The 22082-nt window shown below is 62.4% G+C and carries 17 protein-coding genes; 10 read left to right on the top strand and 7 right to left on the bottom strand.

Features of this window, described 5'->3' with window-relative positions:
- Positions 1 to 110 precede the first annotated feature (110 nt).
- The 6 genes from DNK49_RS20265 to DNK49_RS20290 all read right to left on the bottom strand — a co-directional run bounded on the left by DNK49_RS20265 (position 111) and on the right by DNK49_RS20290 (position 6480).
- Positions 111 to 992 (bottom strand): histidine kinase dimerization/phosphoacceptor domain -containing protein, encoded by an 882-nt coding sequence (locus DNK49_RS20265; protein ID WP_165843396.1) that lies wholly within the window; start codon positions 990 to 992, stop codon positions 111 to 113.
- 64 nt (positions 993 to 1056) lie between these two features.
- On the bottom strand, positions 1057 to 2013 hold the full coding sequence (locus tag DNK49_RS20270) for a sensor histidine kinase (RefSeq protein WP_165843397.1): 957 nt from the start codon (positions 2011 to 2013) through the stop codon (positions 1057 to 1059).
- A gap of 280 nt (positions 2014 to 2293) precedes the next feature.
- On the bottom strand, positions 2294 to 2887 hold the full coding sequence (locus tag DNK49_RS20275) for an ANTAR domain-containing response regulator (RefSeq protein ID WP_110529095.1): 594 nt from the start codon (positions 2885 to 2887) through the stop codon (positions 2294 to 2296).
- 196 nt (positions 2888 to 3083) lie between these two features.
- Complete coding sequence (locus DNK49_RS20280) at positions 3084 to 4658, bottom strand: GMC family oxidoreductase (RefSeq protein WP_110529098.1); 1575 nt, start codon at positions 4656 to 4658, stop codon at positions 3084 to 3086.
- A gap of 3 nt (positions 4659 to 4661) precedes the next feature.
- Complete coding sequence (locus DNK49_RS20285) at positions 4662 to 5228, bottom strand: gluconate 2-dehydrogenase subunit 3 family protein (protein WP_110529101.1); 567 nt, start codon at positions 5226 to 5228, stop codon at positions 4662 to 4664.
- Positions 5229 to 5463: 235 nt separating this feature from the next.
- Positions 5464 to 6480, bottom strand: coding sequence for an AraC family transcriptional regulator (locus DNK49_RS20290; RefSeq protein ID WP_110529104.1), 1017 nt, complete (start codon positions 6478 to 6480; stop codon positions 5464 to 5466).
- Between the two features lie 256 nt (positions 6481 to 6736).
- Here DNK49_RS20290 and DNK49_RS20295 point away from each other — a divergent pair, with 256 nt between their 5' ends.
- The 7 genes from DNK49_RS20295 (at position 6737) to DNK49_RS20325 (ending at position 15329) form a co-directional block, all read left to right on the top strand.
- Positions 6737 to 9463 carry a molybdopterin-dependent oxidoreductase gene (locus DNK49_RS20295; RefSeq protein WP_110529107.1) on the top strand — a complete coding sequence of 909 codons (2727 nt, stop codon included), beginning with the start codon at positions 6737 to 6739 and terminating at the stop codon, positions 9461 to 9463.
- Complete coding sequence (locus tag DNK49_RS20300; RefSeq protein WP_110529110.1) at positions 9460 to 10107, top strand: 4Fe-4S dicluster domain-containing protein; 648 nt, start codon at positions 9460 to 9462, stop codon at positions 10105 to 10107. The genes DNK49_RS20295 and DNK49_RS20300 overlap by 4 nt, the downstream gene beginning before the upstream one ends.
- Positions 10104 to 10973 (top strand): DmsC/YnfH family molybdoenzyme membrane anchor subunit, encoded by an 870-nt coding sequence (locus DNK49_RS20305; protein WP_110529112.1) that lies wholly within the window; start codon positions 10104 to 10106, stop codon positions 10971 to 10973. The genes DNK49_RS20300 and DNK49_RS20305 overlap by 4 nt, the downstream gene beginning before the upstream one ends.
- Positions 10974 to 11250: 277 nt before the next feature.
- Entirely contained in the window at positions 11251 to 12036 is a 786-nt protein-coding gene (locus DNK49_RS20310; protein ID WP_110529115.1) for a cyclase family protein, read from the top strand.
- A gap of 202 nt (positions 12037 to 12238) precedes the next feature.
- Positions 12239 to 13423, top strand: a complete 1185-nt coding sequence (locus DNK49_RS20315; protein ID WP_110529117.1) for a glycosyl hydrolase — start codon at positions 12239 to 12241, stop codon at positions 13421 to 13423.
- Between the two features lie 8 nt (positions 13424 to 13431).
- Entirely contained in the window at positions 13432 to 13692 is a 261-nt protein-coding gene (locus DNK49_RS20320; RefSeq protein WP_110529122.1) for a MoaD/ThiS family protein, read from the top strand.
- Between the two features lie 233 nt (positions 13693 to 13925).
- Positions 13926 to 15329 carry a DUF945 family protein gene (locus tag DNK49_RS20325; protein ID WP_165843398.1) on the top strand — a complete coding sequence of 468 codons (1404 nt, stop codon included), beginning with the start codon at positions 13926 to 13928 and terminating at the stop codon, positions 15327 to 15329.
- Positions 15330 to 15512: 183 nt separating this feature from the next.
- Here DNK49_RS20325 and DNK49_RS20330 read toward each other — a convergent pair whose 3' ends face one another.
- A complete protein-coding gene (locus tag DNK49_RS20330) occupies positions 15513 to 16535 on the bottom strand; it encodes an AraC family transcriptional regulator (protein ID WP_110529127.1) in 1023 nt (340 codons plus the stop codon).
- A 462-nt stretch (positions 16536 to 16997) separates the two neighbouring features.
- Here DNK49_RS20330 and DNK49_RS20335 point away from each other — a divergent pair, with 462 nt between their 5' ends.
- Genes DNK49_RS20335 through DNK49_RS20345 form a run of 3 tightly spaced genes read left to right on the top strand, consistent with a single transcriptional unit; the run spans position 16998 to position 22072 of the window.
- Complete coding sequence (locus tag DNK49_RS20335) at positions 16998 to 17999, top strand: WD40/YVTN/BNR-like repeat-containing protein (RefSeq protein ID WP_211170905.1); 1002 nt, start codon at positions 16998 to 17000, stop codon at positions 17997 to 17999.
- 53 nt (positions 18000 to 18052) lie between these two features.
- On the top strand, positions 18053 to 20419 hold the full coding sequence (locus DNK49_RS20340) for an efflux RND transporter permease subunit (protein ID WP_110529129.1): 2367 nt from the start codon (positions 18053 to 18055) through the stop codon (positions 20417 to 20419).
- A gap of 51 nt (positions 20420 to 20470) precedes the next feature.
- Positions 20471 to 22072: a DUF1302 family protein gene (locus tag DNK49_RS20345; RefSeq protein ID WP_110529132.1), complete on the top strand. Its 1602-nt coding sequence runs from the start codon at positions 20471 to 20473 to the stop codon at positions 22070 to 22072.
- The last annotated feature ends 10 nt before the right edge of the window (positions 22073 to 22082 follow it).

Here is a 22082-nt window from a genome sequence, read left to right on the forward strand (position 1 = left end):
GAGCGCTTCAACACCCTCCAGGCGATGTGGACATCAATTTGCCTGATGCATGGATAAAAATCAATGACAAAGAATCATTTCAAGTCTGAAATAAGCCTTTGTGATAACGCCTACACCCCACCGACATGCTCCACGATCAACACCGGCGGCGCCACGATCAGTCGGACCTCGACAGTGTCCTCGATCTGGCTGAATCTGACTTCGGTTCCGGGGGTCGAAAACAGCGCATGCACCAGACCCAATCCGGAACCGCTACCCCGTCCGGTCAGGAAATCGAATCCCACCGGAAGTCTCCCTTGATTGACAATGGTGACCAAGGCGCCGTCACCGCCTCGTGCAAGGCTTACTTTTGGGGGACAAGGCACCGCCGGCGCACTGAGGTGCTTGACCGCATTGATCAACAATTCATTCAGGATCAGCGCAAGCGCCACTGCCTCACCCTCGCGAACCAGTAGCGGCTGCGTATCATCAGGCTCCAGGGATGCCTCGACCACGCACCCTGTCAGCATCGTCACATTCGCCACGATCGCGGTTAACAGCTCTTGCAGGCTGATCAGGTGATGGTCGGCCCGCCCATGAAGACCATGCGCCAGCGCCACCGTCTTGACCTGCGAAATGACGCTTCGGATGGCGTCTGCAGCGTCCGGACGTCTGACGGACTCCCGCTGCAACAGGCCAATGACGACCTGCAGATTGTTTCGAATGCGGTGATGTACTTCAGCCGTGAGGGCATTGCGCAAGTGTACGGACCGCATCCGCTCCGCCTGCTCCGGTATCGGCTGGGATTCACGCAGATGACGGTAGTAATCCCGATCTCTGCGCAAACGCAGCACTTCGTGTGCAAGACGTTGATTCTGTTCTTGAAGGGCCTCGATCCTTGCGCTAAGGACTGCAGTCTGCCGATCTTGGGCAGCGGAGGCTGCACCGTGATCCAGTCCGGCATCGCCTTCGAGACGATCTTCAGGCACGGGTGGTGGTGACTTCATGCTCATCAACCCCCCGTCTTGTGCAACCATCATTGACCCGCCAATAGGGACGACGGATTGGGAATGAATGCTAATCTACCTGTGCATCTGGTCTCAATTGTGGCAAACCCTCAAGCAGGCGAATGACCGGCGGCCCGATGTCAAGGCTCACCTCGACCTTGTCGCCCACCTGTTTGAAGTCGACATCGACACCAGGATTCGGCAGCAAGGCCGAAACCAGCCCCAACCCCATGCCGGCCCCTGCCCCCACCCCGAAGTCGAACCCTGCGGGCAGACAACCACGATTGGTAATCGAGATACGGGCGCGACCTGCTTCCCGCAGGAAGTTCACGTCCACTGCCGTCCCCTCACCCGTCACGCTCGCGTGCTTGACCGCATTGGTCAATAACTCATTCAAGATCAGTGCTATGGCAACGGTCTCGTTCTCCCTGATCAGCAAACGCCCCTGTGCAGCCTGCACTCCGCGGAGGGAAATCATCACCCCGGTCAGTGATGAGACGCTGTTGACAATGACAGGTAACAACTCGCACAACATCACGCTGTGGCGCGTCACCTGGCCGTAGAGCCCATGTACGACGGCAACCGCCTGCACCTGAGAAACCGCTGCATCAATCGCCGCCTGTGCTTCCGGCTGCTTGAGCGCAGTGCGGCGCAACAGTCCCACGACGGCCTGAAGATTGTTCTTGATCCTGTGATGAACTTCCTGCGTCAGCGCATTGCGCAGATACGGAGCTTGTGCCGCCTCCCCGGTGTGCATCTGCGGGCCTTCGGTACCTGCGCGCACGGAACCGTCCGTCTTCGGCAAGTGATCGACGCCGCCTTCACCCGGGGTGCCCTGAGGCGCGCCATCCGGGTGTTCGACTGCGGCCGTGATGACCCAGCGAAACACCGCGACTGCAATCAGTATTTCAAAGACGACCGATCCCCAAAGCCATGCCGACAGGGCCTGAGGCGACAGCGCCGGCTCAACTCGCAAACCCAGCAGCGAAAGCACGATCGGTGGACACAGCAGAAACAAGAAACTCAAACCAAGCCTGGCTTTCAGGCTGCATCCTGCACGCATACGCCCCCCCGTGGACCACGCGCAGGCCCACCATCACCGACCCTGACGAAATGAAATGAAAACGGGCGAGGGTTGGGCCCGGACAAAGATGCGCTTGTCGCAGGTGCTGGGCGACAGGATATGTATTGTGCCCGATCAAGGGTGAAGACTGGTACTCCAAGTGTCAGGATCGGATGCGTGGAGAGGTCGGCGGGTCGCAGCAATGGGCACAACTGAATACCACCGAAGGGACATCGGATGCGGGTCAACGCTCATCGCGCAGGAGGCGATTGATGTCCTCTACCGCCTGAATCAGCGATTCGGCAATTTCGCTGACTTTGCGTCGCTGCGAACGCGCCCGGGCACGCAACAGATCGAAGGCTTCCTGACGGTCAAGTCCCTTGCGCACCATGATGATGCCGACCGCCGTCCGCGTCTTCTGCTCCACCATCAGGGCTTTTTCCAGATGCTCGTTGGCGTGGCGCAAGCCTTCAATCTCCCTGGCACGCGCAATCGACGCCTCGATGAATGGAACAAGCTGGGAGACGTCAACGGGCTTGATCAGATAGCCCATCGCACCAGCGTCAGCCGCCTCGCGCACAACGGACTTGTCGCCATAGGCGGACAGGAACACGAAAGGCGGACCACTGCGCTCGATCAGCATATGTGCCAATTCCAGACCACTGGTCCCGGGCATGCGCATGTCCAGCACGGCGAGATCGAACGAACGTTCTCCAACACGCTGAATGGCTTCGTCCGCAGAAACCGCGACTGCCACTTCATAGCCGAGATCGCGCAGCCCCTCCGCCAGCAGGTTGAGAATCACACGATCGTCATCGACCAGCAAAACACTTTTCATACCGTCCCCTTGGGTGTCTCCAGCGCCAAGTGTAGGACAGGATCAGCAAAAAGTACTACGCCTGCCAGTCAATGAGCGGCATATCGAGCACGTGTCTGCAAATGCTTCATACCCGGTTCCGGGCATGAAGCATTTGCAGGGTGGCGACGCGACGATCCGGCGCAGGCCTGCAGGGTCGATGACTTGATGCTCCGCGTTATGTCAGCTGCCCCCAGGCCGAAACGATATGCGCCGCGCTACGATGCGCCAGCGCCGACGCCGTAAACGTCGGATTGACCGCGCCACCGGACGGGAAAAGCCCAGGCCCGGCGATGAACAGGTTGGCCAGGTCGTGGCAGCGGCCGTATCCGTCGGTGACCGAACTTGCCGGATCCTTGCCCATGCGGGTGCCACCGAGCAGATGCATGCTGACCAGCGGGCCATGCCAGGCCGCCTTGGCACCCGCCGCTTTCATGATCGCCTGACCTTCTTCCATTGCATGCCGATGCAGGCGCACGGCGTTGTCGTCGAAGCGGTGGATGACACGCATCTTCGGCATTTCGTCGACGGCTGCGCCGGGCACGAACTCCACCCGGTTCTCTGCAAGAGGCAGGCTTTCGCCCACTGCAGTCATAGATGCAAAGCGGTTGGCGGCGTCTTCCATGAAGCGGTTGAATGCCTCGCCAATCAGATCGGGCCGGCTGCAGGCAATGCCGAGCAGGTCGTTCGGCTTGACCGAATGCGCTGCCAGCCATTGGTAGCCGCCGATGAAGTCCTTGCCCGGCGCGGCTGCCTTGGCGTAGCGATCCTGGCAGACCAGTTGGCCGCCACTGACACCGAGCTGACAATCGGTATCCTCATCGAACATTCCGAACACCCCGCCCGCAGCGTGGGTGTGCAGATACCGCCCCACGGTGCCAGAGGCATTGGCCAGACCCTGCGGATGACGGTCGGTGGCCGAGGCCAGCAACAACCGTGGGGTCTCCAGCGCGAAGCCGGCCACCACGACCAATGCGGCGGGCTGGAACAGGCGCTCACCCCGCCCATTGCGCACGATCACGCCTATGGCGCGACGCCCGGGCTGATCGGTGACGATGCGCTGTACTCGATGCTGGTGATGCACCACCGCCCCTGCTTCGACCGCCCACTTCAGGTAGGTGGTCTGCGGGTTGGCCAACGCACCCGTGGGACAGCCTGCATCGCACCAACCGTCATACACGCATGAGGCTCGCCCCTTGAAGGGCTGGGTCGCAATGGCCAGCGGCAAGGGAGCCACCTGCATGCCCAGTGCCTCGAAGCCCCGCGCCAGGATCTCGCCCTGACGAAAACGTGGAATCGGCGGTAGCGGGTAGGCGGCACCGGGAGGCCGCCAGCGTTCCATTTCCGCATCACCGGCAATGCCAACCTCGGCCTGAACCGCATCATACGAAGTACGCAGATCGTCGTAGCCGATCGGCCAGTCCGCCGCCACGCCATGGCGCGACTGCATGTCGAAGTCCTCAGGGTGCAGGCGGAACCAGCACGCATAGTGATGCGCTGCTGCACCGCCACTACCCTGGCCGGTATTGAAGGTGATACCCAGCGGGTGCGCGCCAGTGCTTTCAAGCAGATCCGGCGTGCCCTTTAGGCGGCGCGCCCAGATCTGCGAACTTGTCATATCCTGCAAGGTGCGTGCAGGACCCGCCTCGAACACGGTCACCCGCTTGCCCGCAGCAGCCAGCCGGGCGGCCATGACACTACCGGCCTGACCGGCACCAATGACGACGACGTCGACCGCTTCCAGTGTCTTCATCGCTTACCCCACCACCGGCCAGGGCAAGGTCGGCGCGATGTGCGCGCGATAGGCCAGCCCCAGACGCTCGATACCACGTTCGGTACCGAACACCAGATCGGCACCATCCGCCTTGCACACAAAATGGAACAATCCAGCCGGTGGCCCTTGCCAGTCCGGTGGCGCACCAGCGGCAATCTGACCAGCCAGTGCCAACCGTCCCTGCGTGCTCAGCTCAAGCAGGCCTTGCCCATGAAGCGCCCGGGAGAGCCGGTCGACGGCAGCCAGCCCATCAAGATAGAACGCTGCGTGGCTGCCCGACCAGTCTGTGTAACGCAGAAACAGCACACGCTGATCCCGCGGCAGACGCAACTGGCTGTCGAGATAGGCCACAGCCCCGGCCTGCGCAGCACCCGGCACCAGGGTATCGAGCCAGACTTCCCAGAGTGCACTGGCGCCGGCCGTCAACGGCGCCTCCGAAGCGGCCAGTGCAAGGGGGGTGCAAGCGCCCATCAAGGCCATCCCCCCGCCCGCCTTCAGCAAGCTACGGCGTGCCGGCGACGCCGGTCTCTGATCATGGATCCGCATCATTGCGCGTTCTCCTGATCGACATGGGGAGAAGGAGCGGACACGGCGCGGCGGACACGCACCGGAGCACAGGCATCAATCATGGGCGCACTCTCTGGATGGTTTCGGCATGGAACATCGCTGCCGCTATTGTTGTGACATGCACAAGCAATCTAACTCGAGCCAACGCGCGTCACTATCCGAAAAACACCATCCGCTATCCGCGAAGCGCAGTGTTTACTGCGCCCCCTTGCAAGACTCAGCGCCCCAGCGTCGCCGAGGGGCTTTCGCCAAAGCTGCGTTTGTAGTCGGCAGTGAAGTGTCCGAGATGGGTAAACCCCCAACGCATCGCCACCGCGGTGACCGTGGTGGATTCTGGCGAGGCGCTGATCAAGGCCTCGCGCACCCGGCGCAAGCGGACGTCCTTCAGGTATTGCATTGGCGTGGTATTGCGAAACTTGCGGAAACCCGCAAACAAGGAGCGCGTGCTGACCGCGGCGCACTCGGCCAGATCACCGATAGTGATCGGCTCATCGGCATGATCGTCAATGAACCGCTCGACCTTGCGCACATAACTGGGTGCGACCATCGGAGTATCGTCAGCCAGACGAGCCGAATAGTTATGGGGCTGGCACAACAGCAAGGTGGTGAGCACGGTCTGCTCGATCTGCGCCGCGTAAATCGGCGACTGAAGCATGCCAGCACCGCTTGCATCATCCTCGCTGATCTCCTGGCACAACCAGTTGAGCAAGCGGACCCAGGCCTGCGCACGCGGCGACTGCAAATGCATGGCGGCATCGAACACCACAGGCCGGCGCAGGTCTCCACCAAGGTGCTGCCGGCAGTGGCGCTCGAGCGTCTCGCGATCAATCCGGATGAACAGTTTTTCGGTGCTCTCTTCGTGGCGGAAGCGCAGCGATTGCCCCGGGCTGAGCACCGATGCACAGGATGGATCAGACAACACCGTCTGACCACCATGCTCAATGGTCTCGGCACCTGACAAAGGCATCTGGATCAGGGCAAAGTCACCCAGTTGCCCTGCATCCACCGACACGCTGGCACCGTAGCGCATGCGCCCGATACCGACACCGCGCAGCGGCCGGTAATACATTTCGGCACCAAGCCGGCCCGAGCGCCCCACGACATTCAGGCTGTGTTCGCAGAACACCCGGGACACGCGCGCGCGCGCTTCATCCAGGTCGAAGGTGCTGAACAGCGGAAAATTGCCCAGTGAGGCACGCGCAACGGCGGCCCCCATGCCATGCGAAATCTCCATCATCTCCTCCAGTTCTGCCCGCTTATTGACGAACTTTATTTATGTATAAATTAAAACAGACTTAACTATCCTGTGTCCATTGGTATTTCAGCTTCGTCTCCATCCAGCGTACCCCACACCTAAAACTGCATTACCGGGACAGCCTCTGCAGCTCTCGGATAGCAGCAATGAAGGCCGGTGCATAGGCTCTCGTCCATCGCTTCCGGCATCGGCCGCAAGCGTCCTGCCCCGCGCGGTTTCGCCAGGAGAGAACGAGATGAGCAGTACCCAGAAGGTCTCAACCTACTGTTATCAGTGCGTCAATGGCCCCGACATGCTGACCGTCGAGGTCAAGGACGGCGTCGCCACCACGGTCACCCCCAACTTTGATGCTCGCGGCCTGCATCCGGCCGATGGCAAGGTCTGTGTCAAGCCCTACGGCCTGGTGCAGAAGATCTACAACCCCAACCGCCTGCTCAAGCCACTGAAGCGGACCAATCCGAAGAAGGGGCGCGACCAGGATCCAGGCTGGGTCGAAATCGAATGGGAAGAGGCACTGGACACCATTGCCGGCCGACTCAACGCCATTCGCGCCGAAAGCCTGGTCGATGAGCAAGGCTACCCACGAGTGGCATTCACCACTGGTGGTGCAGCCACGCCTTACTTCTACATGGGCACCTTTGCCTCATTCCTGGCCGCCTGGGGGCCGGTGGACCAGAGCCTGGGCGCTGGCGGCACAGTGAAGTGCTATCACACCGAACACGTCTATGGCGAGTTGTGGCACCGCGCGTTTACCGTGTGCCCGGATACGCCACGCTGCGAGTACATCGTCTCCTTCGGCAACAACATCGATGCCTCCGGCGGCGTCACCAGTGTGCGCCGTCACGCCGATGCACGCGCCCGCGGCATCAAGCGGGTGCAGATCGAACCCCATCTGTCGATTACCGGCGCTTCGGCCAGCGAGTGGATTCCGATCCGTCCCAAGACCGACCCCGCTTTCCTGTACGCCATGCTGCACGTGCTGCTGCACGAGCGTCCGCTGACCGACCTGGATGTGCACTTCCTGAAGGTGCGCACCGGCTCGCCCTACCTGATCGGGCCCAATGGTTTCTTCGTGCGTGATCCCGCCAGCAAGAAACCCTTGATCTGGGATGCGCGCAAGCAACGCGCAGTGCCCTTCGACACTGCCGATGCCGATCCTGCCCTGCTTGGCAGCTTCAACGTCGACGGCCTGGAACAGGGCGCTGACGGCAAGACCTGGGAACATCAGGGCATCACCGTTACCACCGCGTTCGAGCACACCCGCACCCTGGTCAAGCCACACACCCCGGAATGGGCCACCGCGATCTGCGACGTTCCGGTTGCCACCATTCGCCGCATTGCCAACGAGTTCGTGGACCACGCCCGCATCGGCGAGACCATCGAATTCGAAGGCCGCACCCTGCCTTTCCGCCCGGTGGCGGTGATGCTGGGCAAGGGGGTGAACAACGGCTGGGGCGCGTTCGAGTGCGTGTGGGCACGCACCGTGCTGATGACCCTGGTCGGCGGCCTGGAAGTCCCCGGTGGCCTGCTCGGCAGCACGGTGCACATCACCGGCATGGACTTCGACCGCATGGCTTCGGTCGTGCCGCACCCCGACGGCTTCCTGGACTACCCCTTCAACCCCACCGACAAGGAACAGTGGGCCGCACAGCCCCAGGTGCGCCATGGTCACACCACGCTGATCCCGATCATTGGTGGCGGGCTGACCAGTCAGCTAATGGGCTCCACCGTGCTCACCTGGATGCGCCTGCAGGGCCGTGCCGCCGACAGTTGGGGCAAGCCCAAGCCGCCCGACCTGTGGTTCGTCTACCGCTGCAACCCGAACATCTCGTTCTCCGAGACGGACAAGATGGGCGAGACGATGGCGACCTTCCCCTACACCGTCGCCTTCTCCTACACCCAGGACGAGACCAATCATTTCGCCGATCTGGTGCTGCCCGAAGCGATCGACCTCGAGAGCACGCAGCTGATCCGCCTGGGCGGAACGCATTACTTCGAGCAGTTCTGGGACAGCCAGGGCTGGGTGTTGCGCCAACCGGTGGTGAAACCACAGGGCGATGCGCGCGACTTCACCTGGATCTCCACCGAACTGGCCAAGCGCACCGGCCTGCTCGAGGCCTACAACACCATGATCAACATGGGCGCTGCCGGCCTGCCGCTGAAGACCGACAAGTACGACTTCTCGCTCGATGTCACCCGTGCCCACTCGGTTGAAGAAACCTGGGATGCGGTGTGCCGCGCGGCCAGCGCCGACGTCACCGATGGGCAGGCGGACGACGGGCTTGCGTATTTCAAGGAGAAAGGCTTCCGGGTCAAGCCCTTCCCCAAGATCAACTGGTATCTGTACCCGCGCATGGAAGACCTGAACCTGCGCTTCGAGCTGCCCTATCAGGAACGCATCCTGCGCATTGGCCAGGAGCTCTCCGCCCGCCTGCACGAACAGGGCGTCACCTGGTGGGACAAGCAGCTGCACGAGTACGAAGCGCTGCCGAACTGGAAGGACCTGAACAAGCTGTGGTCCGATGCCTATGAGAAAGCCTACGGTATCCGCGCCGCGGACTACCCCTTCTGGTTGCTGACCGCACGCAGCATGCAGTACGCGTGGGGCGGTAACGTCAGCCTGCAGATGATCCGCGAGGTTGCCGCCAACGTCGCCGGCCACGACGGCATCATGATCAACAGCAAGGTGGCCGAGTCGATGGGCATCGAACAGGGCGACCGCATCGAGGTGACCTCACCGGTGGGCGTCACCAGTGGCCGCGCGTTGCTGCGCCAGGGGGTTCGCCCCGACACCATCGTCATGGTGGGCCAGTTCGGCCACTGGAAGACACCCTACGCCAAGGACCTGGACATGCCCAGCCTGAACAATCTGGTGCCGATGAACATGGACCTGGTCGACGGCACCGGCTCCGCCGTCGATGCCGTTCTCGTCAAGATCAAGAAACTCGGGAGCAAGAAATGACCCGTTATGTAATGGTCGCCGACCTCAACCGCTGTGTCGGCTGTCAGACCTGTACCGCCGCCTGCAAGCACACCAATGCCACCCCGCCGGGTGTGCAGTGGCGCAAGGTGCTCGACGTCGAGATGGGCGAGTACCCCAACGTCGACCGCCTGTTCATGCCGGTCGGCTGCCAGCATTGCTCCGATCCTCCGTGCATGGAGGTCTGCCCCAGCACCGCCACCGGCCAGCGCAAGGACGGCATCGTCACCATCGACTACGACATCTGCATCGGCTGCTCCTACTGTGCGGTGGCCTGCCCCTACCAGGCCCGCTACAAGGTTGAAGAGGCGCGCTTTGCCTATGGCGAGACGCCGACCGCAACCGAAGCGATCCGCTTTGACGAAGGCCGCATCGGGGTGGCGCAGAAGTGCACCTTCTGTTCCGACCGCGTGGATGCCGGTCTGGCCAAGGGGCTGAAGCCCGGCATCGATCCGGAAGCCTCACCCGCCTGTGCCAACGCCTGTATCGCCAATGCGCTGACCTTCGGTGACCTCGAGGACCCGGAAAGCAATGTGTCCAAGCTGCTGACCGAGAACACCTGGTTCCGCATGCACGAGGAATTGGGTACCGACCCCGGCTTCTTCTATCTCTGGAACGAAAAATGATCCAATCCAAAACCGGTCGTTTCGGCACCCAGCACCAGACCAGCTGGGACTGGCGGGCAGCGGTCAACTTCATCGGCGGCGGCAGTGGCAGCGCCCTGCTCGCGCTGGCCGTGGCGCAGCATTTTCCGGCGGCACCGCCCTGGCAGCTGATGCTGGCCGCCCTGGCGCTGATCGGCATCGGACTGCTCAGCGTGTGGGCCGAGATCGGCCGCCCGTGGCGGGCTTTCAATGTGCTGTTCCATCCGCAAACCTCGTGGATGACGCGCGAAGCCTTCGTCGCCGGCGTGATCGGCGCACTCAGCGTCGCTGCCCTGCTGACCGGCATCGCACCGCTGGCCTGGGCAGCAGGTGCAGCAGGCCTGCTGTTCCTGTATTGCCAGGGACGCATCCTGCGTGCGGCGCGCGGCATTCCCGCCTGGCGCGAGCCCACCATCGTCTGGCTGATCATCGCCACCGGGCTGACCGAGGGCGGTGCGTTGCTGGTGCTTGCCGGCACCCTGACCGGCAAGCCTGACGTGCTGGCCATCAGCGTGCTGCTGGCCCTGTGCATCCTCCGCCTGGCGACCTGGCTGCGCTACAACCGCCGCATGCTGGCGTCCGACGCGCCGCAATCCACCCGCCGCGCCCTGCTGGCCTGCGGTCGCGTGCTGGTGCCGGTGGGCAGCCTGCTGAGCATCGGCCTGCTGGCAGCCGCACTGCTTCAGCCCGGGCTGATGATCGCCGCCGGCACCGCCGCTGCGGTGGCTGCGCTGGGTGCCGGCTGGTACTTCAAGGGATTGCTGATCACCCGTGCAGCCCAGGTTCAGGGCTACGCACTTGGCAACAAGCTGCGCCGCGGCCATCCGCTGGCACAGGCTCAGAGATAGCAGGTCGCCGGACTTGAACCATCGTCTATTCAGCACAGCCGATCCGCCTCAAGTCCGACAGCCGCTTACGGTTCCATGACGGTGCGACGTGTAGGTCGCCCTTGCGCGGAGAGGCCTCCGGGCCTCTCCCGCTTTTTTGCCACATGGCCGCAAACCGCATCACCAGGGCCGCCTGATTCACCGCAATTGCGCGATCCGGATAGGTCGCTGCGGATTTCGGATTTCACCTTGCCGCGCCGCCACCGACAATGATCGTTCAATCCTTTGGGAGATTTCCATGACCGAGTCCTCTTCGCTTTCCCGCTTCGCCCTCGACCTGTTGGCCGGCAAGATCCGCGTCATCGATCTGACCCAGACCCTGTCGCCGGAATTTCCGTCGCTGACGCTGCCGCCCGAACTTGGCCAGTGCTGGCCCTTCCGCATGGAAGAGATCTCGCGCTACGACGAACGCGGCCCCGCCTGGTACTGGAACAACTTTTCCATGTCAGAGCACACCGGCACCCACTTCGACGCACCGGTGCATTGGGTCAGCGGCAAGGATCACCCCAACAACGCGGTAGACTCGATTCCGGTGGAAAACTTCATCGCCCACGCCTGCGTCATCGACTGCAGTGCCGAAGCCGCTGCCAACCCGGACTTTCTGCTGACTGTCGACTTCGTGGAAAAGTGGGAAGCGCAGCACGGCAAGATTCCGGCACGCTCATGGGTGCTGCTGCGTACCGACTGGTCCAAGCGCAAGATGCCCGAGGACTACGTGAACGCCCGTGAAGACGGTCCCCACACCCCCGGCCCGGCTCAAGGCCTGGTGCAGTGGCTGATCGACGAGCGCAATGTGCTGGGCTTTGGCGTCGAATCGATCAACACCGACGCCGGTCAGTCCTATGCCTGGGAAACGCCCTTCCCCTGTCATTACCTGATGCACGGCAACAATCGCTATGGCCTGCAGTGCCTGACCAATCTGGATCAACTGCCGCCACAAGGCACCATCATCATTGCCGCACCGCTGAAGATCCGCAACGGCTCCGGCAGCCCGCTGCGCGTACTGGCCCTGGTCGGCCAGTAAGCCCACCCTTCTCTCTGCCCCAGGCGGGGTTGCCTCTCCTCTCCCTGGACTCGTCCAGACCTCCCCGCCGGCTTCAATCCCGGTCGTGAAAGCGACCGGGATTTTTTTTGTGACGATGTCGATTTGGTACCTGGTCGCTCGTCGGGTCAATACGCCGCCCCCTCAGGGCAGCTTGACCCCAGGCAAACCAGGAGACCTCGCGATGACCCTCACCCCCTTACCGCAGTCCGACTCCACAACCAACGCACTCGCGGCATCCGACGCCCGTCTGTTGATCCTCGTCGCCACACGCAAGGGCGCATGGCTGTTTCATGGCGACCCGGCACGTCAGCGCTGGCGCGTGGATGGGCCGCATTTCCTCGGGCACATCGTCAGTCACGTTGTGCTCGACCCGCGTGACGGCTGCACCTTGCTGGCGGCCGTAAGTACCGGCCACCTGGGCCCGACGCTGTTCCGATCCACCGATCTTGGCCAGCACTGGCAGGAGGCCAGACGCCCGCCCGCTTTCACGAGCACGACAGACGGCAGCGGCCGTGCCGTGCAGCAGACCTTCTGGCTGACCCCCTGCCATGCCAACGAACCGGGGGTCTGGTATGCCGGTACCTCCCCGCAAGGGCTGTTCCGCTCTGAAGACGGCGGAGACACCTGGTCGCCCTGCTCCTGCATCAATGACGATCCCGAGTACCGCAAGTGGATGGGCACCGCCCAGGACGGCACCCCCGATGGTCCCAAGCTGCATTCCATCATCGTTGATCCACGCGACCCCGCGCACCTGTACTTCGCCATGTCGGGCGGTGGGGTGCACGAATCCACCGACGGCGGGCGGACATTCACCCCATTGCTCAAGGGGCTGGAGGTCGTGGAAGGCTTCGACCTCGACGACCCGACCTATCATGACCCGCACTGCGTCCGCATGTGCCCGAGCCAGCCCGACCGGCTGTATCAACAGAACCATTGCGGCATCTACCGCATCGACCGGCCGGCCGACACCTGGGTCCGCATCGGCCGCAACATGCCCGCCAGCGTCGGCGACATCGGCTTTCCGATGGTGCTGCATCCACGCGACCCCGACACCGCCTGGGTGTTTCCGATGGACGGCAGCGGCGTCTGGCCCCGCACCAGCCCCGACGGGCGCCCTGCGGTCTGGGGAACACGCGACGGCGGGGAGCGCTGGCAAAGACTCGACGCCGGCCTGCCCGCCGAGCAGGCATGGTGGACAGTCAAGCGTCAGGCCATGTGTGCAGACAAGCTGGATCCAGTCGGTCTCTATTTCGGCACGACCAGTGGCGAACTGTGGGCCAGCGCGGACGAAGGGGGCCAGTGGTCCTGCATCGCGCGCCACCTTCCGGAAATATACGCAGTCGAAACCGCGTTGCTGACACCTTAGGCACGACGATGGAGATCCTGATCCCGACGCCCTTGCGTGCGTACACGGCCGGACAAGGACATGTCCAGGCCGAAGGGGCGACCCTGTCCGCGCTCGTCGCCGACCTCGATCGCCAGTTTCCCGGCATCCGTTTCCGGATGATCGACGAACAGTGCCGGATGCGCCCTCACATGCGCATCTTTTTGAATGGCAAGGGTGTTTTCGACCTGACTACGCCACTTCATGACGGCGATACCGTTGCCATCGTCCAGGCCTTGAGTGGCGGTTGAGCTCACACGGATGGAATGGAAGTGGGCGAGCTGAGAGAACCAGCAAACCGGTGACCCATAGGGTGGCGGCGGTGGCCATGGGCCGACCCGCCGCCACCCCTGCCGGAAGAACGCATGCACTCGTCAAGCGTGAACAAACGATCCAAGCCTGAAAACTAATCGGGATTATGCATACGGCCTGTGGCAGAATCCGTCGCCACGCTCCCGTAACGCTACTCCAGTTGGTGTCCTCCATGAGTCATCCAGGCAAGACCCTGAAACGTGCCACCCTCGCCATCTCCGTCGCTGCAGCTGTCTGGCTGGGCGCCAGTGTCTACGGCTCAAGCCTTGCCGAGCAAGCCATCCGCGACTTCGCCGCCCGGCCGGTCTCCGAAACCGGACTCATCATTGGGCCCTTGCAGCATGATCGCGGCTGGCTGTCCTCATCCGGGCATTTCGGTGTGGCATTCGTCCAGGGGCCGGGCGACCAGCTTGCACCCGGACCGCTGATGGAAGTGCGCTACACACTGTCGCATCTGATCCTGCCCAACTCAAGATTGCGCGTCGAGTGGTCAGTGCAGCCAACAGGAGAGCTGGCCGACACCCTGACGCCGGTATTCGGTGACAGTCTTCAGATCAAAGGCACTGGCCGGCAGGGTCATGATGGCACCATGCATTCCGAATTCGGCACGTCCGACATCGTCGCTGACGATGGTGAGACTCGGGTTGCCATCGGCCCGTCGACAGGCAGCGTCGTCGTCGCCGACAATACCTTGAAGCTGGACTGGCGCATCGGCAAGCTCGCAATGGCAAGCCCCGAGGATGATCTGGAGCTGACTGGCGCCACCATGGCGGTGAATCTGACCAATACCAGGATCGGCACCGGCACGACAGTGATCGAGGTTGAGCGCATCGCCTCCTCGGCCATCGACCTGCAGGGTGTACGCCATGCAACCGAGGTTGTCGAGCGCGCCGACCGACTCGATGGCGTGGTACAGCACGGCCTGCGTGCTGGCGAAATCGCCGGTGTCAGCGTGCGCGACCTGAACCTCGACATCTCGCTGACCGGTCTGGACAAAGCCAGCCTGGAAACCCTGCACCGGGTGTTCAGCGATACGGCCGGTCTGCAGAACCTCAGCCCCGAAGACGACATCAGCTTCCGCAAGGCACTGACCACCTTGATCAACAGCGGTTTGTCGATTGGCATTACCCGGCTGACAGGCACAGTTGGACAGGGTGCGGTAGAGGGCCACCTGCAGATCGTCGCAGCCCCCGCCAACGTCCTGGATGGCCCGGTGTCGCTGGCCACGACATTGCGGGCAAACGGCGAACTGACGCTCAAGGACGGCACCCTCCCGCCCGAACAAGCCGCCATTGCCGTGGGCATGGGGCTGATGCAGCCTGTACCGGGCGCCCTCAAAGCGCAGTTCGACTATGCCCAGGGGGTGCTGCAAACCAACGGGCAGGCCGAAGGGGGTGCGGAGGTACTCGACACACTGGCCGAAGCCGATGCCATGCTGAACGTGTTTCTGAACACGTCGCTGATCGCGACCGACGACGAAGAGGTCGAGAAAGATGAAGAGGACTTCCCATTGATGGAGGAAGAGGCGCTCGCCCCCACACCGACCAGCCTGCCTGTTGGCGAATCAGAACGCTAAAGCTGGACCGGCGAAACATGAACTGGCGCTTCGGCCTGTATGGCGGTCACGCATCCTCAGGGTGCGTTGTTTCTCCGGCTCAAACCTGTGCAAACTCACCGCTTGTGCGGTGTAGCACACCTGTGCTATTCGAGTAGTGGAACACGGACTATCCCGAACAAATTGCGTGGAAAACAGAAGCCCTCACCCACGCGCCAAGGTTTCCGACGGACTCTCGCCAAAGCGCCGCTTGTAGGCTGCCGTGAAGTGGCCAAGGTGCGAGAAGCCCCAGCGCAGGGCTTCGCGGGTCACCGTGGTATTGCCATCGCACGCCCGCTGTAGCGATTCGTGCACCCGCTTCAGCCGAACCTCCTTCAGATACGCCATCGGCGTGGTATCGCGGAAGCGCCGGAACCCTGCAAACAGTGAGCGACTGCTGACGCCGGCGTGCTCGGCCAGGTCCACGATGGTCAGCGCCTCATCGGCATGTTCTTCGATGTACTGCTCAATTCGCTTGACGAAGGCAGGCGCGATCGACGGCGACTCACCACGCAGACGCTCGCTGTAGGTATTGGGCTGACACATCAGCAGCATCGAGATCAGCATCTGCTCGATCTGCGCCGCCAACAGGGGAGAACTCAGCGCCATTGCCCCGCCCGATTCATCGTCTTGCCCCGCCTCGGCAATCAACCATTGCACCGCGCGCATCCAGCGTTGCCCGGCCGTACTGTCCAGGCTCATGTCCAGACGGAAATCAATGGGGTCGCGCAGATCGTGGCCGAGATGCTGGATGCAATGGCGCTCCAGCACCGCGCTATCGATGCGGATGAAAAGTTTTTCGGTACCCGCGCGATGCTGCATGCTGACCGGGCGATGGGGACTGATCACCGAAGCCACCCCTGGGTGAGAATCGATCAGCTCGTCGCCACTACGGATCCGCTCATGCCCACTCAAGGGCATCTGCACCAGCGTGAAGCCCTCAAGCCGTCCAGGCTCGATTGCAACATCGCCACCGTACGTCATCCGCCCGACGCCAATGCCACGCAAGCGACGGAAGCACATGCGGGCATCAAAAGCGCGACTCGAGCCCGCAAAATCAAGGCGGTGATCGCAGAACACGTCCGCCCCGCGGCGACGCGCCTCGTCCATGTCCTCGGTATGAAAAAGCGCATATCTGGACAGTAGCTCGCCGACAGCCGGCAAGGGTGCAAGTTTATCGACGTTCATCGCAACGACCTCTTCGTTTTGAACCCAGCGGCCCCTCTCAAAGGGGGATCAATGCCCGCGTACCCATGCACAACAACCGTGCATCAATGCGCCGATACGGTGCAGAAAAGTGCTTTTAGATCACTGACTTCGCTACATGCGGGGGGACAAGCTCCCCGTACCCTCAAGCAGATTTTGTTTAAGCACAAACTGTTCCTAGTTAAATAAATTCGATGCATTTACATGTCTGAATGCAGACCGCGGATATCACTTGCACGAATGGGATAAGGCGTGCGTTGAAGGGATAGTCCCGCAGGGAGCGAAGGCCTAGCTTTGCGGCTATGAACCGCCGTACCTAAAGGCGGCTAAACGACGAGCCCAACGAGCCCCTTGCAAATGGACAGAATCCCCGAAAACGTGACGCCGAAAAGTGCAATACCGGCCTCCTCCTCCGTAGTGCCCAAACGTGGCCTGGTTGGCGTGATGAGCGACACGATCATCATGCTGTTGCCATGGTCGATCATTGCCGCCTTGCTATGGGCAGCCTTCTTCATCAAGCCGCAGCCTGTCGGCGAGACCGTACGCCCGCCCGTGCTGGAGCGCCGAGACCAGTACTACGGGATTGCCAGCCATGGCGATAAAGGGCTCTGGCTCGCAGGGAGCGGAGGCAAGATCGTTGCCCTGAGCCCAAGCGGAGAGACCCGCCAGCTCGACACAGGTACCCGCAAGTCACTGCAGGACATCGCAGCCTGGGATGCCGGACGTGGTATCGCAATCGGCAACGATGGCGTAATCATTACCACCGCCGACGGCGGCGAAACCTGGGTACAGATCACCGACGCCCCCCGCTCCGAGGTTGCAAACAAGCTGGTGCGGGTGAGGGTTGCCGCGGACGGTGTAGCCTGGGCTGTCGGCGAGATGGGCGCCCTGCTGCAATCGACCGACTACGGCCAGAAGTGGGAACGCCGCCGCCCTGAGCAGGACACCGCGTGGAACGATCTGGCTCTGCTGGGCGACGGACAGATCTGGGTCGTGGGTGAGTTTGGCCAGATGCTGCATTCCACGGACAACGGCCAGACCTGGACCGAACACCAGGCTGATGTCGAAAGCTCCCTGATGGCCATCGCCTTTCGCGACCCGCTCAATGGCCTGGCAGTCGGCCTGGAAGGCGTGGTGCTGAGCACGCAGGACGGTGGTCAGACCTGGCAGACGATCGATAGCGGTGTCGCCGTCCACCTGTTTGACGTGGTCTGGGACGCTGCCCGCGGACACTGGATCGTGGCCGGCGACCAGGGGCTCTGGCTCAACGCCGATGCCTCTGTCACCGACATCCGCCACGGCCAGCTCGACAGCCGCGACATGAGCTGGCACACCCGCGCGCTACCCACTGCGGAGGGCACCTGGTTCGCCGGAGCCAACGTCGGCCTGTGGACTGGTGAGCAGTGGCGCCCCGTCAGCAACCCCACTACACCGCCCGCCGAGTAAGACACCCGGTCCTTGCCCTTTTTCTTGCATCTCATCCCTAGCGGACGCAACCCATGATTGATCGATTCGGACAGTTCTGCATACGTCAGCGCGCCTGGGTATTGGCGCTGATCTTCCTGACCACCCTGGTGCTCGGATTCTTTGCTCTGAAAGTGGACGTACGCACGGTGTTCGAGGACATGCTGCCCTCGAGCCATCCCTATGTAAAAACCCACGAGCGATTCAAGGACACTTTCGGCGGCTCGAACATGGTCACGATCATGGTCGAAGCCAGTGAAGGCGACATCTTCCAGCCCGAAGTGCTGGAGAAGGTGCGCGGCATCACCCTGGGTCTGCGCGAGGTTTCTGCAGTCAACCCCTTCCAGATCATCTCGCTGGCCAGCAAGAAGCTGAAGGAAGTGCGCGCCTCGACCGAAGGCATCGAAACCCGCCCGCTGATGTGGCCGGATGCCCCACGTACCGCCGAAGAGATCGCCGAACTGCGCGCCGCCGTGCTGCGCAACCCCCTGGTCTACGGCGCCTATGTATCACAGGACTTGAAAGCAGCACTGATCACGGTGGACTTCATCGATCGTGAGGTGGACTACAGCAAGGTGTTCAACGAAGTTTCGGCCCTGATCGAACGCTTCGAAGACGACAAGGTGCAGGTCAGCATGGTGGGCGACCCCATCCTGTTCGGCTGGGTCAACCACTACCTGCCGGAGACGATGAAGATCATCGCCCTGGCAGTCGTCGTCACCCTGATGATGCTGTTCGTCATCCTGCGGACCTGGCGTAGCGTGTTGCTGCCGCTGGTGGCCGGTGCGGTCAGCGCGACCTGGGCGCTGGGCATGTGTGCGCTGCTGGGCATCACCTTCGAGCCCTTGGTGATCGTGGTGGCGATGCTGATCACCTCGCGCGCCGTGTCGCACGCAGTACAGATCATCAACCGCTTCAACGACGAGATCGTCAGCATCGAAAGCGGCCGCGAGACCTCGCGCGACGCCGCACTGGCCTCGATCCGTGACCTGCTGCGGCCGGGCATGCTGGGTGTGGTGTCGGACGCCGCCTGCATTGCGGTGGTGATCATGAGCCCGATCCCGATGCTGCAGAAGCTGGCGCTGCTGGCCGTGGTGTGGGTCTCCACCCTGGTGGTCAGCGCGCTGCTGCTGACCCCCATCCTGCTGTCCTTCATCCGCCACCCGCACGGCTACGTGCATGGTCTGGACGTCACCCCGCTGCTGCGCCGGGTGCTCGACTTCGGCGTGTGGATGGGGACTTCCAGCTTCCGTTACGTGGTGGTGGGCTGCAGCGCGCTGGTGATCCTTGGCTCCGGTCTCTACGCCTTGAACCTGAAGATCGGTGACCCGTTGCCGGGCTCGCCCATCCTGTGGCCCGAATCGCGCTACAACCTGGACGCTGCGGCCATCAACCAGCGTTTTCAGGGCGTGGACCGGATGTTCATCGTGCTCGGCAAGGACGGTCACGAGGGCTACGTGAAAACCAGCGAAGCCTTGCTGGCGATGAACGCACTGCAGCGCTTCATCGAAGTGCAGCCGGAAGTGGGTGCTTCGGTGTCGATTGCCGACGTGCTGCCAGTGATGAACCGCACCCTGCGCGAGGGCAACCCGCGCTACCTCGAGTTGAGCGATGACGAGGCGATCAATGGCAGCCTGATGGCAATCCTGGAGTCCGTCTCCGAGCCCGGCGACATGGATCGCTTTGTCGACGGCGACGCGTCAAACGGTGCGGTCACCCTGATGTTCCGCGACCGCCAGGGCGAGACCATCCGCACCGCAGTCGCACGGATCAAGGAGTTCATCGCCGACAACCCGCTCGCCAACGGTCAGTGGCAACTGGCCGGCGGTGCCATTGGTGTGATCGCCGCGGTAAACGAAATCATCCTGTCGAGCCAGATCGAATCGATCGCCCTAGCCCTGGTGGTGCTGGTGGTGGTGTGCATGGTGACCTACCGCTCGTCGGTGGCCGGCATGTTGTTCATGTTGCCGGTGATCATTTCCAACACCCTCACCTTCAGCTTCATGGCGTGGAAGGGTATCGGCATGAACATCAACACCGTTCCGGTCGCCGCACTGGGCATTGGCCTGGGCGTGGATTATGCGGTGTACATCGCAGACCGCATCAAGGGCGAGTATGCCCGTGGCTGCACGGTGGACGAGGCGATCCGCAACGCACTGCATTCCTCCGGCATGGGGGTGGCGGTCACTGCCGGCGTGCTGATTGTCAGCACCCTGATCTGGTGGCTGTCCTCACTGCGCTTCCAGGCCGAAATGGGCCTGCTGATGGCCATCTGGCTGTGCATCTCGGCGATGTCGGCACTGTTCGTGATGCCCGCAGTGATCAAGGTCTTCCGTCCCGCATTCATCTTCGGCAAGGCGCAAGGGGCGCCGCTGGCAAACGCCCGTCCTGCCCTGGCCTGACAACGTTCATTTCACGCGCAGCACCTTTCCACCCAACTCAAGGGAGTCAGTATGGACAACAAGAGAAAACCCCGGGCAGGCGCGCCCCTACTGCTGAAGCGAGTCACCCTCGCCCTGGTCTCGGCAGGCTGTGCCCTGCCGGTGTACGCAGCAGACAGCAGCTTGAAGATCGATGGCTACCTGCGTCAGGAGCTGTCGTGGAACACGCTGGACTGGGATGACACCCCGGGCTACGACGACCGCGGCAAACTGTCGATGGCGCGCACCACGGCCCGTCTGAACCTGGACTGGAAGGCCGCCGAGAACGTCTCGGTCGTTGCCAAGCTGCGTGCAGTGGGCGAAGCAAAAACGCCGTTCCTGCGCCATCTGGAGAAGATGGGCGCGCACAACTACCACAACGGCGATATCATGGAGTTGTACAACCGTAACGAGATCAGCGACGTGATCCGCGAGTTGTATGTGGATTTCGGCATTGGCGACCGTACCCGCGTACGCCTGGGCAAGCAGCAGATCGCCTGGGGCGAGACCGACTTCTTCGCCGCCAACGACCTGGTGCACGGTTTCGACTGGACCTGGCGTTCCTTCCTTGAGCCGGCCAACGAAGAACTGCGCAAGGCCAACATCATGGCCAAGGTCAACATCGACGTCCCCGAACTGGACGGCGGCCTGGAAGTCTTCGTGCGCCCGGGCTGGGACCGCAAGAAGGACATCGGAACCGAACTCGAGATCTACGGTGGCCGCTGGTCCAGCCAGCCCTATGCCGGCGTGGACTTCCGCAACATCGACCCCTACGACTACGAGAACAAGAAAGGTGACGTGCGTGACGTCACCGGCGGTATCCGCTGGAGCGGCATGGCCGGGGACATCAACTACTCGCTGTCCTACCTGAAAACCTACTGGGCCAGCCCGGTGATGAACGGCACCAGCAAGTTCAACGGCATTCCCGGCACCAGCCCGGTGGAAACCGAAGGCCGCGCAGACACCACAGGCCTGTTTGGCAACATCATCTACCCGACGGTTGATGTGTTCGGCTTTACCGCCAGTGGCTATGCAGAGTGGGCCGATGCGGTATTCAGCACCGAAGTCGCCTACGTCAAGGACGCACCCTACAACTTCTCCGCCATCCCCGGCTCACTGGCCTCACAGGTGGTCGCCCCCGGCTTTGACGGCATCAAGTACAAGGACGTGCTGGCGTGGATGATCCGCATGGACAAGAACCTTGCATTCACCCAGTCGCTGCTCGGCACCGAAAAGCCGATGTTCTTCTCGGTGCAGCTGTTCGACAAGTGGATCCAGAACTACGACGGCGATGATCGTTTGCTGAACTCGGTCGGCTGGGGTGGCCGCGCCAAGGAGCACAACGTGCTGCTGACCGGTATTTTCAGCATGAGCTATGACAACGGCCGCGTTCGCCCTGAACTGGTCGTCGGTACCGACCTGAGCAACGGTGGTGGCTTCCTGGTGCCCTCGGTCACCGTCGAGCTGGCCAAGAACTGGCGCTGGAAGGTCGAGTACGACAAGTTCTGGAATGAAGAGAGCCGCAACGGCAACAAGTGCGCTGCCCCCAATGCCGGCATGTGCGACAAGTCCGCCCTGTTCGGCTACTTCCACAAACGCGACCAGCTGTACACCAGCCTGACCTATCTGTTCTGACCCACGGGAG

Source organism: Parazoarcus communis SWub3 = DSM 12120 (assembly GCF_003226565.1).
Classification (GTDB): domain Bacteria; phylum Pseudomonadota; class Gammaproteobacteria; order Burkholderiales; family Rhodocyclaceae; genus Parazoarcus; species Parazoarcus communis.

Bases quoted from the DNA above. Each gene is read 5' to 3' on its own strand.
- DNK49_RS20265 (WP_165843396.1), bottom strand. From the start codon at position 992: ATGAGCATGAAGTCACCACCACCCGTGCCTGAAGATCGTCTCGAAGGC.
- DNK49_RS20275 (WP_110529095.1), bottom strand. From the start codon at position 2,887: ATGAAAAGTGTTTTGCTGGTCGATGACGATCGTGTGATTCTCAACCTG.
- DNK49_RS20280 (WP_110529098.1), bottom strand. From the start codon at position 4,658: ATGAAGACACTGGAAGCGGTCGACGTCGTCGTCATTGGTGCCGGTCAG.
- DNK49_RS20285 (WP_110529101.1), bottom strand. From the start codon at position 5,228: ATGATGCGGATCCATGATCAGAGACCGGCGTCGCCGGCACGCCGTAGC.
- DNK49_RS20290 (WP_110529104.1), bottom strand. From the start codon at position 6,480: ATGGAGATTTCGCATGGCATGGGGGCCGCCGTTGCGCGTGCCTCACTG.
- DNK49_RS20295 (WP_110529107.1), top strand. From the start codon at position 6,737: ATGAGCAGTACCCAGAAGGTCTCAACCTACTGTTATCAGTGCGTCAAT.
- DNK49_RS20300 (WP_110529110.1), top strand. From the start codon at position 9,460: ATGACCCGTTATGTAATGGTCGCCGACCTCAACCGCTGTGTCGGCTGT.
- DNK49_RS20305 (WP_110529112.1), top strand. From the start codon at position 10,104: ATGATCCAATCCAAAACCGGTCGTTTCGGCACCCAGCACCAGACCAGC.
- DNK49_RS20310 (WP_110529115.1), top strand. From the start codon at position 11,251: ATGACCGAGTCCTCTTCGCTTTCCCGCTTCGCCCTCGACCTGTTGGCC.
- DNK49_RS20315 (WP_110529117.1), top strand. From the start codon at position 12,239: ATGACCCTCACCCCCTTACCGCAGTCCGACTCCACAACCAACGCACTC.
- DNK49_RS20320 (WP_110529122.1), top strand. From the start codon at position 13,432: ATGGAGATCCTGATCCCGACGCCCTTGCGTGCGTACACGGCCGGACAA.
- DNK49_RS20325 (WP_165843398.1), top strand. From the start codon at position 13,926: ATGAGTCATCCAGGCAAGACCCTGAAACGTGCCACCCTCGCCATCTCC.
- DNK49_RS20330 (WP_110529127.1), bottom strand. From the start codon at position 16,535: ATGAACGTCGATAAACTTGCACCCTTGCCGGCTGTCGGCGAGCTACTG.
- DNK49_RS20335 (WP_211170905.1), top strand. From the start codon at position 16,998: ATGAGCGACACGATCATCATGCTGTTGCCATGGTCGATCATTGCCGCC.
- DNK49_RS20340 (WP_110529129.1), top strand. From the start codon at position 18,053: ATGATTGATCGATTCGGACAGTTCTGCATACGTCAGCGCGCCTGGGTA.
- DNK49_RS20345 (WP_110529132.1), top strand. From the start codon at position 20,471: ATGGACAACAAGAGAAAACCCCGGGCAGGCGCGCCCCTACTGCTGAAG.